16 protein-coding genes and 2 pseudogenes are annotated in these 14,840 nt (G+C 30.5%); 12 read left to right on the forward strand and 6 right to left on the reverse strand.

Annotation, left to right across the window (positions count from 1 at the left end; genetic code table 11):
* Positions 1-234 precede the first annotated feature (234 nt).
* From QZZ48_RS09115 to QZZ48_RS09155, 11 genes and pseudogenes are all read left to right on the forward strand, one after another.
* Complete coding sequence (locus QZZ48_RS09115; RefSeq protein WP_294964660.1) at positions 235-939, forward strand: hypothetical protein; 705 nt, start codon at positions 235-237, stop codon at positions 937-939.
* A gap of 1 nt (position 940) precedes the next feature.
* Positions 941-1,219 carry a hypothetical protein gene (locus QZZ48_RS09120; protein WP_294964662.1) on the forward strand — a complete coding sequence of 93 codons (279 nt, stop codon included), beginning with the start codon at positions 941-943 and terminating at the stop codon, positions 1,217-1,219.
* A gap of 21 nt (positions 1,220-1,240) precedes the next feature.
* Positions 1,241-2,560, forward strand: a complete 1,320-nt coding sequence (locus tag QZZ48_RS09125; RefSeq protein ID WP_294964665.1) for a secretin N-terminal domain-containing protein — start codon at positions 1,241-1,243, stop codon at positions 2,558-2,560.
* Positions 2,520-3,083 carry a type II secretion system protein GspD gene (locus QZZ48_RS09130; protein WP_294964668.1) on the forward strand — a complete coding sequence of 188 codons (564 nt, stop codon included), beginning with the start codon at positions 2,520-2,522 and terminating at the stop codon, positions 3,081-3,083. The genes QZZ48_RS09125 and QZZ48_RS09130 overlap by 41 nt, the downstream gene beginning before the upstream one ends.
* On the forward strand, positions 3,073-4,269 hold the full coding sequence (locus QZZ48_RS09135) for a zonular occludens toxin domain-containing protein (RefSeq protein WP_294964670.1): 1,197 nt from the start codon (positions 3,073-3,075) through the stop codon (positions 4,267-4,269). Before QZZ48_RS09130 ends, QZZ48_RS09135 begins: the two co-directional genes overlap by 11 nt.
* A 96-nt stretch (positions 4,270-4,365) precedes the next feature.
* Complete coding sequence (locus QZZ48_RS09140) at positions 4,366-5,592, forward strand: hypothetical protein (RefSeq protein ID WP_294964673.1); 1,227 nt, start codon at positions 4,366-4,368, stop codon at positions 5,590-5,592.
* The gene (locus tag QZZ48_RS09145; protein WP_294964675.1) at positions 5,593-5,754 is read left to right on the forward strand and encodes a hypothetical protein; all 162 of its coding nucleotides are present in this window, start codon (positions 5,593-5,595) and stop codon (positions 5,752-5,754) included. It abuts the gene before it with no gap.
* A gap of 1 nt (position 5,755) precedes the next feature.
* Positions 5,756-5,989: a hypothetical protein gene (locus QZZ48_RS09150; protein WP_294964678.1), complete on the forward strand. Its 234-nt coding sequence runs from the start codon at positions 5,756-5,758 to the stop codon at positions 5,987-5,989.
* Between the two features lie 2 nt (positions 5,990-5,991).
* Positions 5,992-6,147: pseudogene (locus QZZ48_RS15810) on the forward strand (site-specific integrase); the annotation flags it as partial.
* On the forward strand, positions 6,119-6,214 hold the full coding sequence (locus QZZ48_RS15815) for a tetracycline resistance efflux system leader peptide (protein ID WP_366755922.1): 96 nt from the start codon (positions 6,119-6,121) through the stop codon (positions 6,212-6,214). The pseudogene QZZ48_RS15810 and the gene QZZ48_RS15815, both read left to right, overlap by 29 nt.
* Before the next feature lie 44 nt (positions 6,215-6,258).
* Positions 6,259-6,873 carry a site-specific integrase gene (locus tag QZZ48_RS09155; RefSeq protein ID WP_366755923.1) on the forward strand — a complete coding sequence of 205 codons (615 nt, stop codon included), beginning with the start codon at positions 6,259-6,261 and terminating at the stop codon, positions 6,871-6,873.
* Between the two features lie 109 nt (positions 6,874-6,982).
* Here the strand turns inward: QZZ48_RS09155 and QZZ48_RS09160 are convergent, their stop codons facing one another.
* The 6 genes from QZZ48_RS09160 to QZZ48_RS09185 all read right to left on the reverse strand — a co-directional run bounded on the left by QZZ48_RS09160 (position 6,983) and on the right by QZZ48_RS09185 (position 14,564).
* Entirely contained in the window at positions 6,983-8,572 is a 1,590-nt protein-coding gene (locus QZZ48_RS09160; protein ID WP_294964682.1) for a methyl-accepting chemotaxis protein, read from the reverse strand.
* Between the two features lie 191 nt (positions 8,573-8,763).
* Entirely contained in the window at positions 8,764-9,669 is a 906-nt protein-coding gene (cbiB, locus tag QZZ48_RS09165; RefSeq protein WP_294964685.1) for an adenosylcobinamide-phosphate synthase CbiB, read from the reverse strand.
* Positions 9,670-9,679: 10 nt separating this feature from the next.
* Positions 9,680-11,593: a diguanylate cyclase gene (locus tag QZZ48_RS09170; protein WP_294964689.1), complete on the reverse strand. Its 1,914-nt coding sequence runs from the start codon at positions 11,591-11,593 to the stop codon at positions 9,680-9,682.
* Positions 11,594-11,661: 68 nt separating this feature from the next.
* Positions 11,662-13,047 (reverse strand): cobyric acid synthase, encoded by a 1,386-nt coding sequence (locus QZZ48_RS09175; RefSeq protein WP_294964691.1) that lies wholly within the window; start codon positions 13,045-13,047, stop codon positions 11,662-11,664.
* The gene (locus QZZ48_RS09180) at positions 13,044-13,553 is read right to left on the reverse strand and encodes a ClbS/DfsB family four-helix bundle protein (protein WP_294964694.1); all 510 of its coding nucleotides are present in this window, start codon (positions 13,551-13,553) and stop codon (positions 13,044-13,046) included. The genes QZZ48_RS09175 and QZZ48_RS09180 overlap by 4 nt, the downstream gene beginning before the upstream one ends.
* Before the next feature lie 24 nt (positions 13,554-13,577).
* Complete coding sequence (locus tag QZZ48_RS09185) at positions 13,578-14,564, reverse strand: virulence RhuM family protein (RefSeq protein ID WP_294964696.1); 987 nt, start codon at positions 14,562-14,564, stop codon at positions 13,578-13,580.
* 153 nt (positions 14,565-14,717) lie between these two features.
* On the opposite strand from QZZ48_RS09185, the pseudogene QZZ48_RS09190 reads away from it, so the two are divergent.
* Positions 14,718-14,840, forward strand: a pseudogene (locus QZZ48_RS09190) (IS3 family transposase); the annotation flags it as partial.

Raw genomic sequence — 14,840 nt, forward strand, 5'->3', positions numbered from 1 at the left:
TTTCACCAAATGAGTTTGAAAGAAGGTATAATTTAAAGTCTTCAAAAATGTAGGTTTTTACTGGTTTAGTAATTGTCTAGTTTATAGGGGACATTCCAGGTTGATGGTATTACTTATACAAAAGCTATTTATGATGTTCCAAGCTCATTAACTTGTCCTAATGTAGCTTATTGTTTTTTAAAACCTATAGAAGATTTACCAAATAATTCAAATTCAGAAAATAATGATACAACTATGAATAATAATGTTGATTTAAATACTACTTCTTCTGATAATCAAGCTCTTTTATCTGCTTCAAATACAACTAATAAACATTTATCAGATTTAAAAGATAAAGCAGATTTAATTGACAAAAGTTTAGAAAAAATCAATGAAACTAATAATAATTTACTTGCTTCTTCTAAAGATATAAAATCAAATTTAGATACTTCAAATGACACATTAAATAAATCACTATCGAAACAAACTCTTATGAATAAAAATTTAATTGATATAAATACAGCTTTAAAAACATCAAATAGTTATGGGAAAAGTTTGAACTCTATTGCATTAAAAAACAATACTGAGTTAAATAAAATTAACTCAAAATTAAGTAATGTAAATAATAATTTAACTAACTTAAATGATAATTTAAACAATGGTTTAGTTGGAGATAATCCTTTTAGTGGTTTAGATTTAAGTGATGATGGTTCGTCTCAATTCGGCGATTTTCAAAACGATGTATCGGGTACTTTTGGAAACACCTTTGAAAGTAATCTTTTTGGTTTAGAAAATGTAAGTGCTAGTTCTCTTCAAACATATAGTGTAACTGTTTACGGTCGTACTGTTACATTTTTTGAACCATCAATGCTAAATGATGTACCAATAGAAGCTATTAGAGCTTTAATCTTATTCTTTAGTGCCTTAGCTGGTTTTGCAACTATAATAAGGACTGTTTAATATGCCTTTCTTACTCGCTGGTCTAACTGCCTTAGCTTCTATTATCTCTTTTATTATAAAGCACCCCTTTGTAGCTAAGATGATGATGTTTTCTCTTTTTACTGCTCTTATTGCATTAGCAATATCTTATTTTAAAAGCCTTGTAAGCGGTTATATTATTAATAACTCTCTCTTAGCCCTAGCCTCTTATTTTGGTGTGCTAGATGGTATATCTTTGTATCTAACTATCGTATTAGCAGGGTTTGGAGTGAAACAAGTACTAGCCTTTGTAAGGTCGTAATTTAAAACATAGGAGTGACAAATGTTTAGATATTTATTTATAGTTTTAATTTTAGTATTTAACCTAAGTGCTAAGAGTCTTGTAAATGTAAACTTTTCTAATTTACAAATAAATGAGTTTATAAAGATAGTTTCAAAGTTAACTAATAAAAATATCTTAGTAACTGATACTATTGAGGGTCAAGTTAACTTAGTTAGTAATGTAGAGATATATGATGATGAACTACTAGATATCTTATCTTCTGTTTTAAAATCAAAGAACTTTACACTTATAAAAAATGGTTCTATCTATGAAGTTATCAAGATATCAAATGCTGTTAAGATAGAAGCTAATTATAAAGGTAGTTTAAATAATAACTCTTTTATAGTCTCTGAGCTTATACAAGTAATGAATAATGATGTTGATATCATCGCCTCTAAGCTTAAAAGTTTAACCTCTTCCACTCTTACAACTATCAAAAGCTCTAACATGATACTTATTAGCGACTATCCAAAGAATATAAAAGTCATTAAACAGATAATTAAAAAGATAGATATCAAGCTTAATAATGATGTTTATATGTATGAGATTAAACATATAAAAGCTAAAGCACTTCTAACTTACTTGCAAGAGAGTTCTAAACTCCTTTTTAATGCTTCCCTAGACTCTGATAAGGTAAAAATCTTACTTCATGAGGATTTAAACTCTATTATCGTTATTGCTAAAAAATCAAATATCTTAGTAATGAAAAATCTTATTAAAAAGTTTGATATTGCTTCTTCAAATAATGAAACATTAAAAGTGTTTAATCTAAAAAACTCTAAGGCTGAGGACGTCTTTAAAGCTCTTAGTGAGATTATCAAAAATCAAAAGTTTAGTGATGAAGCCCTTAAGCCTAATATCTCAATGAGTGAAGATATTAATTCTATTATAGTTGTTGGAGTATCTCATGTTATAAAAGCTCTTGAACCACTTATAAAAGAGTTAGACAAAGAAAAGTATCAAGTATATGTTGAAGCTCGTATCATAGATATAAATAAAAAAGACTCTGAGGACTTAGGCATAAAATATGGGTTTGATGGTGCTTCTCTTTTATCTAGTGGTGGCTTACTCTCTTTTAGTTCTAACTTTGGTGGTTCTGCATATCAAGGGGTTTTAGCAAATGCCTTATCATCTTCTATGACGGGCGGTCTTGCTCTTGGTGCTTCTTTAGCATTTCTGCAAACTAATGGAGCAAGTAAAACAATATCTAATCCCTCTATCCTTTGTTTAAACAATAAAGAGTCCTCAATATATGTAGGAAAGACTATTTCTGTTATTAGTGGCTCTGTTTCTTCTTCTTGTAACGAGTTCATACAATAGAACTGAGGTAGGTTTAACTTTAAAAATTACTCCTTGTGTTTCTGAGTCTGATAAAGTAAGTTTAGAAGTATCAATACTATTAGAGAATGTTACAGATGATGGAAGTAATAATGCAACTGGTCAACCTGTAACATCTAAGCAAGAAGTAAAAACACAAACTATTTTAAGACATGGCGAAAATATCATAATTGGTGGATTAGTTAAAAGCTATACTTTAGAGTCTCGCTCACAAATTCCTCTACTTGGAGACATTCCTCTTATTGGTGATTTCTTATTTAGCAGTACATCAACTTCAAAAGAACAAGATAATTTAGTAATCATCTTAACTCCCTATATTATAAACAATAGTGAAAAGCTTTCACAACTTCAAAAAGAACTAGGTCTCTTATCTAAGATACAAGCACAATATAACAAAGACTTTTTTAACAAGATAGAGCATGAGGGCTTTAACGGCAAAAAGATACAAGTAAAAACACCAGGTGCTTTTGACATAAAAGATTTTCAGGAGGACAATGATGATTGATTTTTTCTTTGGTAAACCTAGAACGGGTAAAAGTTACAGAGCTGTAGACCTAATTCATAAAGAATATATAAAAGATGGTGCAAAGCCTAAATATAAGAACATACTAACTAATATTGGCGGATTTGCATTTGATGAAATAAACGAACATTTTAAAATAGTTGATAGTGAAAATCCCTCAACTGCTTATAGATTAGTTTGGAAAGATTTTTATATTCATTTAGAAAAAATGTACTCTATGGCTTTAGATGATAAGGGTGATGAAGAGCTTAATACCTACGCTAATTATCATAATATAAATGATTGTTTGATTGTAATAGATGAAGCAGCTCTTTACATGAAAAAGTATGATGATGTCATATCTTGGTGGTTAGCTTATCATGGTCACTTTAAAATAAGAATAGTAATCATTGCTCAAGGACCTAGACAGATAAATGCTGATTATCTAGTTCATACAGAGATTTACTATGTAGCTCAACCGCAAAGCAAACAGTTAAAATCTAATAAGCTTAGATATATACACTATTCTGAGATTCCCTTTTCTAAAGATAGTAAGTTTGGTTCTAACACTTTAACTGCATCTACAGATATCTATGATTTATATAAGTCTGGTGAAGTAGATAAACCAAAGAAGATTATATATAAGTTTATTTTTCTTTCATTAGTCGCTATTGTTGCTATGATTGGTTTGTATAAATTTCTACAATATAGAATATCTCCTGAGCTTGAGAGTAACGAAGCTAGTCTTACTAATACAATTGATAAAAGACCTCCTCAAAACCATTTAATAAAGCCTATTAGCACTATAAGCAAAGATACTTTCCTCTTATCTATTAAATGCAATAGACAATATTGTTGGAACGCTGATACAAACTATAAAAACAATCAAATATCATTGAACTACTTTAAAACCTTAGTCATTAAGTTTAAGATTGAATTATTTTACTCAGAGATAAAAACAGAGGTATACACCTTAGAACCCTTTGAAAAAATACTCTCAAAAAAAACATTAGCAAAACTTACTGATTATATATACATAGTTCCCAAAAGCTTTAAAACTACTTTTCTTAGTCCTCTATTTCAACGTAAGAAGAAAGAAGTTAAGAGTAGTTCTATATTAACTAATAATAGTAATTTTATAAAGAGTGGAGACTTCAGTGGGAGCGACGAACGCCTTAGTGAGGAGTGAACGACGGAGTCGGAACGGGAGGAGCTACGCGACGACCCTTGGCTATCTATAAAAAGTTATCGTACACGATTTAAAATTAAAAAATGGAGTGACAACATGAACAACTACGGATTATCAAATTATCAAACGGACAAAGCTCTTAAAAAACTAAAGTTTAATAAAGAGTTTATGAGAAGTAATGGAATACAGTTAGATAATAAAATGGTTCCTTTTGCTGACTTTGTAAGTAACAGTTATATGAATTCAGATAGATACATTGCAGAGTTACAACATCGTGCATGGTGTATGCATGATTATGCAAAAGAAAAGAACCTAAAAAACATATTTTTCACTCTTACTCTACCCTCTAAATGGCACCCTATGAAACAAAAATCTAGGGATGATAAAACTATGGTTTTTAATAAAAAGTTTGGTGGACGTAAATACATCAAAGTAACGACTAAACCATCTAAATTAAAATATGATTTTATTAACGCTCATGTTATTCAAAATATCCCTTTTATAGAGCCTGACTTAGACTTTAGTCAAACGATAGACAAGTACACTCCTCGTAATGCTTCTAAAGAACTATCTAGATTATTATCAGTTGGTTTATTCAATGAAAGAAGCTACAGAAAAATAAACAAAGATGATAGATGTTTCTTTAGAGTTATAGAACCACACAAAGATGGTACACCACACATACACATGAGTTTATATGTGCCACATGATAAAGTTGACTCAATAGTAAAATCACTTGAAAGATGTTATCCCGCACCTCTTGGAGATATTGAGACTAATGTAAATAAACCCGTATCTTATTTAATGAAATATGTACTAAAAACTCTTGATGATTTAAGAGACGATACGGACAAAGTAACTAATCTTACTCTATGGTACTTGTATCATGGTATATCACGCTTTTATACTTCTCGTACATTTGTATCTTTAGAGGTTTACAGAAAGCTAAACGGCATGTATAGCCTCATTGATTTAACAAAGAAATATGAATCAAATGATATCTGTGTATATAAATATTCAGATACTAAAAAAATCGCTTTAATTGAAAATGAATTCGGCACTATCTATGTTCCAAAGCCTATTAATTGGTATGAAAAGTATGTTGACACAGACCATACTTACTTAGAGGGTGAATTTGAGCCTATATATCAACAAGAAGAGATTAAAAAGCCTTTACAGATGATAATGGATGATGAAGAGTTTATTATTCATAATCACGCTCTAATCAATCTACACAAAAAGAATAAGAAACGTACTAAAGAAGATAAAGCCCCTCTCTCAATAGATAGCCTCATGCTAAAAACAGATAAAAAACCTTATTAAATGAAAGACTTTCAATTAATACAATACTTTGAGAGCATAGATATTAATAGTGTAAACCCTGCACACTATGCAGTAACACATAACTTGATGATTGACAGAAGTTTAATTGTGGGTGAGCGGATGAAACCATCAGATAGCTATGAAGCTGTAGAGGTATTTTAAAATGAATTGTCCAATCTGTGGAAATACTTTCAATCCTTATACTGCTGGTAAACCTAAAACTTATTGTTCTGATGAATGTAGAAATTATTTTAAATACAAAAATGCTTTAGAGAAAATTTTATTATCTCTTAAACCTACTAGAGAGGCAAAAAAAGTTATTAAGGGAGATATGTTTAGATTATCTAACTTATTGCCTAATGGTACCAATTGCTTGAGCAGTAAAAAAGAGGTTTAATAATGACTAAATTTAACTACTACTCAAAACTATTTTTAGAATTTAAAGAAGAAGAATTAAAGTTCTCTACTTTTGACAAATATTCTAATATTGTTAGGGATAGATTAAATCCTACTTTTGGTGATTTAGATATATCAACTATTAAACCGAGTACAGTTAAAAAGTGGCTCTATGATATTAGAGATGTTGGCGGTAAATCTAAGAGAACTTATATCAGCGTTTTAAATGGTATTTTTAAAGAAGCTCTTTATGATGAAGTCATTGATAAATTGCCAACTAGACATATAAAACCACCTAGTTTTGATAAAGCCAAAATAAAACCTTTTAACTCTGATGAAGTTCAAAATATTATGAATCTTGCAAAGGTTGATAATTATCGTTTCTATCTTGCTATTGCCTTTTATACGGGTATGCGTTCAGGCGAAATAATAGGACTTAAGAAGAGTGATATAAATTTTGAGAAACAAACTATTACAGTTCAAAGAACTAGGTCAAGATTTGGGGAAAGTACACCTAAAACGGAAGGTAGTAAAAGGGAGCTTCCAATTCTAGAACTACTAATGCCATACATCATTAAACTCTATGAAAAACATGATAATGAGTATTTGTTCATTACTCAGTATAAAAAGTCTTATAGGGATACTACTGTGTTCGTAGAGCGATATTGGAGACCTACTTTAAAAGAGTTAGGTTTAGAATATAGAAGACCTTATAATTGTAGACATACATATGCAACTAATATGCTTTATAAAAATTTAATTACACCTGTACAACTAGCACAGTTATTGGGTCATAGTAATGCTCAGATGGTTTATGATGTGTATGTAAGTTACATTGATAAATTTAATGTTGAATTTGATAGGTCGATATCTATTTATAAGTAAGGGTAGGCAAGAAATTATTTGTTTTTGAAAAAGGTGTTTGAAAGTCCGTAAAATAGGTCTTCAATGGTGGAGAAGGAGAGATTCGAACTCTCCTTCTAGCTTGTTGTTTCTAACTTTTAAATTCGTCTATCGTAGATTGAAGTGAACGAGCAACAGATACTAGTTTTTCTAAGTCATCACCAATACTTAAGATACTTGTATTATTAGCAGTTGAAAGTACATCTATCTTACTGATATCTTCTATGATATCTTCGATATTAGATGAAATCTCAATAGTGTCTTTTGCTGATTTGTCAGCCACTATTGTAGAGTTGTTTATAGTATCTGAAGTAGTACTAATTTTTGCTTCCACTTCATCAGATATGCTTAGTAAGCTCTCAATGTTTTTAGCATTTTGGTGCATCTTATCACTTACACCATTTATAGACTGAACAATAGTACTTACGCTGATATCTATCTCTGTTAAAGATTTTTGAGTTCTCTCAGCAAGTTTTCTTACTTCATCTGCAACAACTGCAAATCCACGTCCATGCTCACCTGCACGAGCAGCTTCAATAGCAGCATTAAGAGCAAGAAGGTTAGTTTGTTCTGCAATGTCTTTGATAACATTTAAAACTTCTTTAACTTGGTCAGCATCATTTTTTAAATCTGTTAATTCGCCTGATAACTCATTTTCAGTTTCAACAAAAGAGTTTACTTCACTACTTAGTTCAGAAAGTGAAGCTTTTGCTGTAGTAAGCTCATTGTGCGCTTCTTTAACATTTTTCTGTGTCTCTTCAGAAGCTCGCATATTTTCTATTAGAAGTTCTTTGATAGAAACACTTTTCTTTGTAGTTGAAGCAACTATTTCACGTTCTTGAGCTGTGCTTTTACGGATAACATGACTAGATAGCTCAATCTCAGATGCAATAGCTTTATTTTCATGACCTAAAGATTTTACTTCATTTACAGTCCCTTGAATCATTTCAATAAACTTATTTACTTCTTTTGCAGCATCCCCAAATTCATTGTCATGTTTATGCTCTAATCTTTTAGTTAAGTCTTTGTCTCCACCTACTAAAGAAGAGATACGTTCTTTTAAGTTTGAAAGAGGAGTGAATATTTCTTTTGTAAAAAATACACTTGCACCAATAGTGAAAAGGATAGTACCGATGATTAAGAATATAAGTAGAGTAGCTTCTGTAGCTTCATTATAAGCATCGCTTTTGTCAAGAGACATTACTAAGTCCATTGCCCCAAGTACTTGACCCTCTTTGGCATTATAATGACATGCCATACATTTCGCTTCAGCAATCATAGGCTTAATAAGACGAATAGTATGGTGATTGTTTTCATTAGTTTCTATAACTTTAGTTTTTTTGGAATTTAAAACTTCTCTTAGAACGGGGTCGTTAGTAAATGCTTGCCCTGGAGAGTATACTTCTATAACAGCTTTTGATTGTGCAATAGCAAGGCTTTCTATTCCTTCTATCTTTCTTGCTTCTTTATATGCATCTTGAACAACAGCAGGATCCCCCATCATCATACTTCCAGTCATTGTCTGAAAGATTGACTCACTCAGCATAGTCATCGACTTTTGAACAGTTTTTTCTGATAATTGTTGAAGAGTACTAGATAGATAGTACATTATTCCGAAAAGACCGATGACACTTAGCGCGATGATTGAAGTTATTACTTTAGACTTGACTGTATTGAGCATGATAAATTCCTACTAATAGTTTAACGAAAGATTATAGCAGAAGAATTACTAAGATTTCCTTTATTTTTGTTAACTTATATTGCGACAATTATTCTATTTACTGTGACTATCGTTCTCTTATGTAAAAGAAATTATCTATAGTTATAATTGGTGATATTTATAGTTGTTAATAATATTGTTTAACATCATTCTTATAAAGCTTGTATAAATATTCCAAGAATAATTAACAAAATACTTAAGGTTGCATCTATCTTACTTCTAATGGAGAGAGACTTTTTAACATCTTCTTTTTCTATCTCTTTTTTGCCAGTTCCAAAGTATGGTTTCTTTTTTAACTCTCCAAAGTAAAAAGTGTCTCCACCAAGAGAGATATTCAATCCTAAAGCCATCGCAGTAATAGGATGACCTGCATTTGGTGAGTCATGTTTTTTACCATTTTTGTAAAAAGAAAAGATATTTTTTTGTTGAAAAATAAACATAATCAACATAGCAGTAAATCTTGCTGGAATATAGTTAACTATGTCATCAAGTATTGCTGCGACTTTTCCGTAGTTCTCATACTTTTCATTTCTATATCCAACCATAGAATCCATTGTGTTTATGGACTTATATATAATGATGCCTGGAAGTCCAAAAAGCAGAAGATAAAAGAGTGGTGCGATGACTCCATCGCTTAGGTTCTCTGCATAGGTTTCTATAGATGCTTTGTAGATATCACTATCACTCATTTGCTTCACATCACGTGATACTAACATATATATAGCTTCTCTTTTGTTTTGACTAACTAAAACTTCTTTTACTGAGTCATAAAGCATTCTATGAGCTAAAAACATAGAGGCTATAAATGAAGATATAACTATGTTTAGAGTCTCATTTAGCGTACTTAGACAAAGATAGATGCCAATAGAGATAAAACTAACCAAACCTAAAACAAACAAAACAAGTAACAAACCTCTAAGTACACTGTTCTGGTAATATCTTTTTTGGAAAAATGATATAAAATCACCTATTATTATAATAGGGTGTTTGATAAAGTTAAACTCTCCAAAGAGTCTGTCGATAATGTAGGCAAAAAGAGCAATAAAAATATTAATCATTAGTTTTATATTAACACTTTAGAGCAACAAGTTGATTTCGTCCAGCATATTTAGCACTATAAAGTAGTTCATCAATGTGCTGTGATATTTTCTTCTCATCCATAGTACATTGAGTTGTAATAGTTAAAAGTCCTAAAGATATAGTTAGATGATCACTACATTCACTTGTTTTATGACTCAAATGCATATTTTCAACTTTTTTAACAATTTTAGATGAAAACTCTTTAGCTTCTTCAAAACTCTTCATTTCCGAATAAATAATGATAAACTCTTCTCCACCAACTCTAAAAAGGTAATCTCCTCCTCTTTGGAGTTCTTCATTAACGCAAGTAACTACATCTTGCAAGGCTTCATCACCTTTTATATGCCCATATGTATCGTTAAAGTTTTTAAAGTAGTCTATATCAAACATTGCTATAGAAAAAAGATTATCTTTACGTTTTGCACGATTTAGTTCTTTCGTAAATACTATATTTAAAAAACGGCGATTATATGCCCCAGTAAGTTCATCTTTCATAGCTATCTTCTCAATAGCTTTTTGAGCAGTAATATCCTCTCTAATAGCGGTAAATCCTGAGATTTTTTGCTCTTTTAGTATAGGAGATACATGCTTCTTTACCCAATACTTTTTACCATTTTTAGAAATATTTTTTAGAGTAGATGACCAGTCTTTACCAGAACGTATATTATTCCACATATCTTCATACACAGATGGTGGAGTATTTGGATGCATTAAAAAGAGATGGTTCATTCCTATAAGTTCATCTTTTGAGTAACCAGAAAGTCTAGCAAAAGCTGTACTTACATCTGTAATATTGCCATCTAAATCAGTTATTGACATATATACATATCTATCGATAATGTCTAGTTGTTTTTTTAAATTATCTCTAGATTTTTCTAATTCTTCATGTAATTTCAATGGATTACGTGAGAGAAGAATGGCAATAGGAAAGGATATTACAAAAACTATTAATCCCATTAGCATCATGTAGTTAATTATACTTTTAGCATATTCAATGATTTTTTCACTCTTTTCTTCTATAACTATTTTAAGACCCTCATTATTTTTAATAATATCGGATATATTAAGAGTAGAGTTTTTCTTTTTAAATATTAATTCTAAAAGAAAGTTATCAGTATTATTGTTTATTGTATATTTTTTCTCTTTTTCTTTATTTAAGTATCTTGTCCATTGTGCATTGTATCTATCAAGATTATTTGAAAGCAAATAAAAGTCTTTGTCAATAATCGCAATATTGAAGAGTTCTGACTTCATTATTTCATCTAGAATATTTTTCATAAAGATATTTATGATTAGAATACCTTTAAACTCACCATCAACATAATATGCTTTAGCAACTCTAAGTGTTGGAATTATCGGTTCAACAATTTTTCCATGTTCCATATTTAGATCAATTTTAGAAAACCATACCTTACCTTCACCAATGTTTTTTGTCTCAGTAAAATAGTATCTTTTAGACTTGTCTTGAAGATTATCTTTTGTTAGTTTATATGGTGTGCCAGCGATATTTTTTTTATCAATCCTAATTTTTTCATGTCCTAGTTTGTCAAGAAACCTAAACTGCATGATATTTGGATTAGAGTATGACATAGCCATCATAATACTTTGTACATGTTCTTCTGAGTGACTATTACCTTGTAAAAAACTTTCAAATTCTAAAGTTTTCTCTACGGCAGTGAAATAATTTGTTAAGTTATTAGTTTGTGAATATAAAAAGTTTTGTTTATATGCTAGAGTATCTTTTGCTGAAGAATCAAACTCTTTATGAATCTCACTCAACTGAAAATAAGCAGTAACCAATAAGGATATAGTTAGTACTACAAGACTTAGTAGTACTAAAACCATAGTCAAAACAAAACGATAATGATTCTTACCTGTTTTAGGAATTATTTTGGATATCAAATGTATGTCCCCCCATAAATTTGCAGTATCTTAATATAAACTATATTAAAAAGACTAATTTATAATTATTAGTTATCTAACAAGTTAAGAATTTTATGCATATTTATATGTTCATCTATATGAGATGCAAACTCTTTTATGGCTTGTGATTTGAACTCTTTAAAATTGTAACCTTTGTAGTTTTGGTTTATCTCTTTAAAGATAAGCTCTCTTATCTCATCACTATCAAAAAGACCATGGATGAAAGTTGCGTAAAGATTTTTCTTTACCTTACTTCTTTTGTTTGCGATGCCATTATGAACCTCATATCCATCAACAACATGTTTGAAGATTCTATATGTTCCTTTTTTTACAATCTTTTCTTTTTGAAAAGTTATCTCACCCTTAAGTCGTCCAAATCCTAAAGTTAACTCTGCATCTGACTCTATTTTTAAAGGATCTAAAATCTTTTCAAACATCATCTCATAACCACCACAGATAGCTACTACTTTTGTATCTTTAGACTTAAGACCTTTCTCGAACCCACGTTCACGTAACCAAAGTAAATCATCCACAACTCTTTTACTTCCAGGAATAATAACTAAGTCACAATTTGCCATATCTTCAGCGTTTGAGATGAAAGAAAGTTCTACTTCTTTGTCAACTACTAAAGGTTCAAAGTCTGTGAAGTTACTAATATGAGGAAGTTTTATAACTCCGACTTTTACCTTTGCATCTTTAGTATCTTGGACATAGTTCATGATAGATGCACTATCTTCAAAGCCAAGATTAAAAGGCTTATATGGCACAACCCCAAGAACAGGAATCTTAAATTTCTTCTCTATAATTTTCACGCCCTCATCAAAGAGTGTCATGTCTCCTTGAAATTTGTTCACAACAACACCGATAACATTTTTACGAAGTTTTTTTGGTAGAAGATTGTAAACACCATAGATAGATGCAAAGACACCACCTCTTTGAATATCTGCAACTAAGATGATTTTAGTGTTAAACTCATCCGCTATATAAATGTTAGAGAGGTCTTTGCTCATCAAGTTTAACTCAACTGGACTACCTGCTCCCTCAGCTACTATGCACTCATAGTTTTTGCTAAGATTATTAAATGCACGTTTGACATGAGGTTTTAGTTTATCAATATCTCTATAGTAAGACCAAACGTTTTTGTTACCAACATTCTTACCATTTATAATCATATGTGCTTTTGACTTGCCACCTGACTTTAATAAAATAGGGTTCATATCAGGAGTAGTCTTAAGCCCAATTGCTTCCGCCGCAAAATACTGAGGAATAGCAATCTCACCACCTGCATCTGTAACTTGAGAATTATTAGAAACATTCTGAGCTTTAAAAGGAGCAACAGAGATGCCACGAGACGCAAGTAGGTAAGTGATGGCAAAGGAAAGAGTTGATTTTCCAGCATCTGAACTTGTGCCGAATATGCTTAATGATTTCATTTAATCGCTTTTTTGTATTTTTTTAGTTTTTTCATAGCCCAATCATAATGACTAGATGTTCCTGAGGTTAAGTATGAACCAATAGATGTTGTTCCTGTCCATTTGTACTTTTTCTTTTGGAACAACTCATCATTTGTATGCTGGTTTATTAGTTTTTGAACTTCTAAAAATGAATTTTTAATAAGTTTATTTATATCATCATAACTAAAAGTTTGATACTTTTCCCATATAACTTGATTTAGTTCTGGTACGGTTTTCCAAGTATAACCGGAAGCTGGCATATCTGGTTTTTCACCACTCATACCCACCTTATACCATTTTAAAACCATTAAGTGCCAATGATGAAGATGAGCTAAAATATCTCTTATATTTTTGTCTCTATCTTCAAAAGGTATCTTGCCATTTTTTACTTCGTTTTCACCAAATGATTCTATTAACTCAAACATTTTATTGAAGTTAGTATTACTAAATTCTAGTAGTTCATCTTTGTTCTTAGGTCTAAGCATTTTGGACTCCTTATGGTGAGTATTTTATTTTAACTTCTTGGCAGTTATGTCAATAGTTTTAATAAAATCTTTTTCTACATTTGAAAGAGAATTTTTAGTTTGTTCTTTATACTTTTCATACTCTGCAGTCGCTTTTTTCATAGCTTGATTGTGACTGATAGTTCCTGCATAAGTTAGTATATCTTTTCCAGTCATTTTTAAAAAATCATCAATTCTCCCTAACCAATCTTTCATATGCATTGGTACTTGGTTCATAGCTTGTATTTCTGCAATCTCTAAGTAAGCTGTAACCATACGATTTAATATGTTTAACTCATCTTCATTAAGATAATTTTTTGCTGTTTCAATTTCTTTTTTTAGTGGTTTTTCACCTTTAAAAGATAAAAGACCCATATTCTCTTTTGAGCTGTCTGCTCTTTTGTAAATTATCTCAGCAGCAGTATTCCCATGTGCAGCCCAGTGCATCTTATTTTGGATATTTTGAAAGAACAGTATCGAAGTCTCAGCTTTTGAATCATAATCAATACTAGTTGAGTAAACATCAAGAACTTTTCTCCAAAATACTTTTTCACTACTTCGTATATCCCTGATTCTTGTTAATAGTTCTTCAAAATAAGTTCCACCACCTGCTTCTTTTAGGAGTTCATCATTCATAGTAAAACCTTTTACTATGTACTCTTTAAGTCTTGAGGTCGCCCATTGACGGAATTTAGTACCTTGTGCAGATCGAACTCTATATCCTACAGATATAATCATGTCAAGGTTGTAAAAATTGGTATTGTAGTTTTTATCATCATTCGCAGTTGTTTGGAGATTCCGAACAACTTGATTTTCTAGTAGTTCTTCATCTTCAAATATATTTTTTATATGTTCACTAATAGTAGATTTTGACTTTTGAAATAGTTCACCGAGTTGAGCTTGAGTAAGCCAAACAGTCTCATCCTCTAAACGAGTTTGAATTTTTGTTTGTCCATCTTCACTTTGGTATATTAATATGTTTGAGTTGGGCATTTTAGTTTTAGTACCTTTTTTTATATGTCTGAATTATACGGTTTTTGTAACATAGATGCAAACCTATGTTACAATTATCTGGTTTATATAACATAGGTTCAATGTTTTTTTAATTAAGTCTAAAGAGGTGAAATAAGAAAACTTGTTTTACTGGTCTTGAAAAAGGGAACCATTATACTTGTCAGAAAAAAGATATTTGATACCAGAAAAATTGCAGCATCTAAAATATTTGAATATATAGAAATGTTCTACAATCCAAAAAGAAGACACAGTTAT

The sequence above is a fragment of the Sulfurimonas sp. genome, from assembly GCF_016744025.1.
Classification (GTDB): Bacteria; Campylobacterota; Campylobacteria; order Campylobacterales; family Sulfurimonadaceae; genus Sulfurimonas.

Coding starts and splice junctions, on each gene's coding strand:
- QZZ48_RS09125 (WP_294964665.1), top strand. CDS start 1,241: ATGTTTAGATATTTATTTATAGTTTTAATTTTAGTATTTAACCTAAGT.
- QZZ48_RS09175 (WP_294964691.1), bottom strand. CDS start 13,047: ATGAAATCATTAAGCATATTCGGCACAAGTTCAGATGCTGGAAAATCA.
- QZZ48_RS09150 (WP_294964678.1), top strand. CDS start 5,756: ATGAATTGTCCAATCTGTGGAAATACTTTCAATCCTTATACTGCTGGT.
- QZZ48_RS09140 (WP_294964673.1), top strand. CDS start 4,366: ATGAACAACTACGGATTATCAAATTATCAAACGGACAAAGCTCTTAAA.
- QZZ48_RS09160 (WP_294964682.1), bottom strand. CDS start 8,572: ATGCTCAATACAGTCAAGTCTAAAGTAATAACTTCAATCATCGCGCTA.
- QZZ48_RS09115 (WP_294964660.1), top strand. CDS start 235: ATGAATAATAATGTTGATTTAAATACTACTTCTTCTGATAATCAAGCT.
- QZZ48_RS09180 (WP_294964694.1), bottom strand. CDS start 13,553: ATGCTTAGACCTAAGAACAAAGATGAACTACTAGAATTTAGTAATACT.
- QZZ48_RS09145 (WP_294964675.1), top strand. CDS start 5,593: ATGAAAGACTTTCAATTAATACAATACTTTGAGAGCATAGATATTAAT.
- QZZ48_RS09185 (WP_294964696.1), bottom strand. CDS start 14,564: ATGCCCAACTCAAACATATTAATATACCAAAGTGAAGATGGACAAACA.
- cbiB (WP_294964685.1), bottom strand. CDS start 9,669: ATGATTAATATTTTTATTGCTCTTTTTGCCTACATTATCGACAGACTC.
- QZZ48_RS09135 (WP_294964670.1), top strand. CDS start 3,073: ATGATGATTGATTTTTTCTTTGGTAAACCTAGAACGGGTAAAAGTTAC.
- QZZ48_RS09120 (WP_294964662.1), top strand. CDS start 941: ATGCCTTTCTTACTCGCTGGTCTAACTGCCTTAGCTTCTATTATCTCT.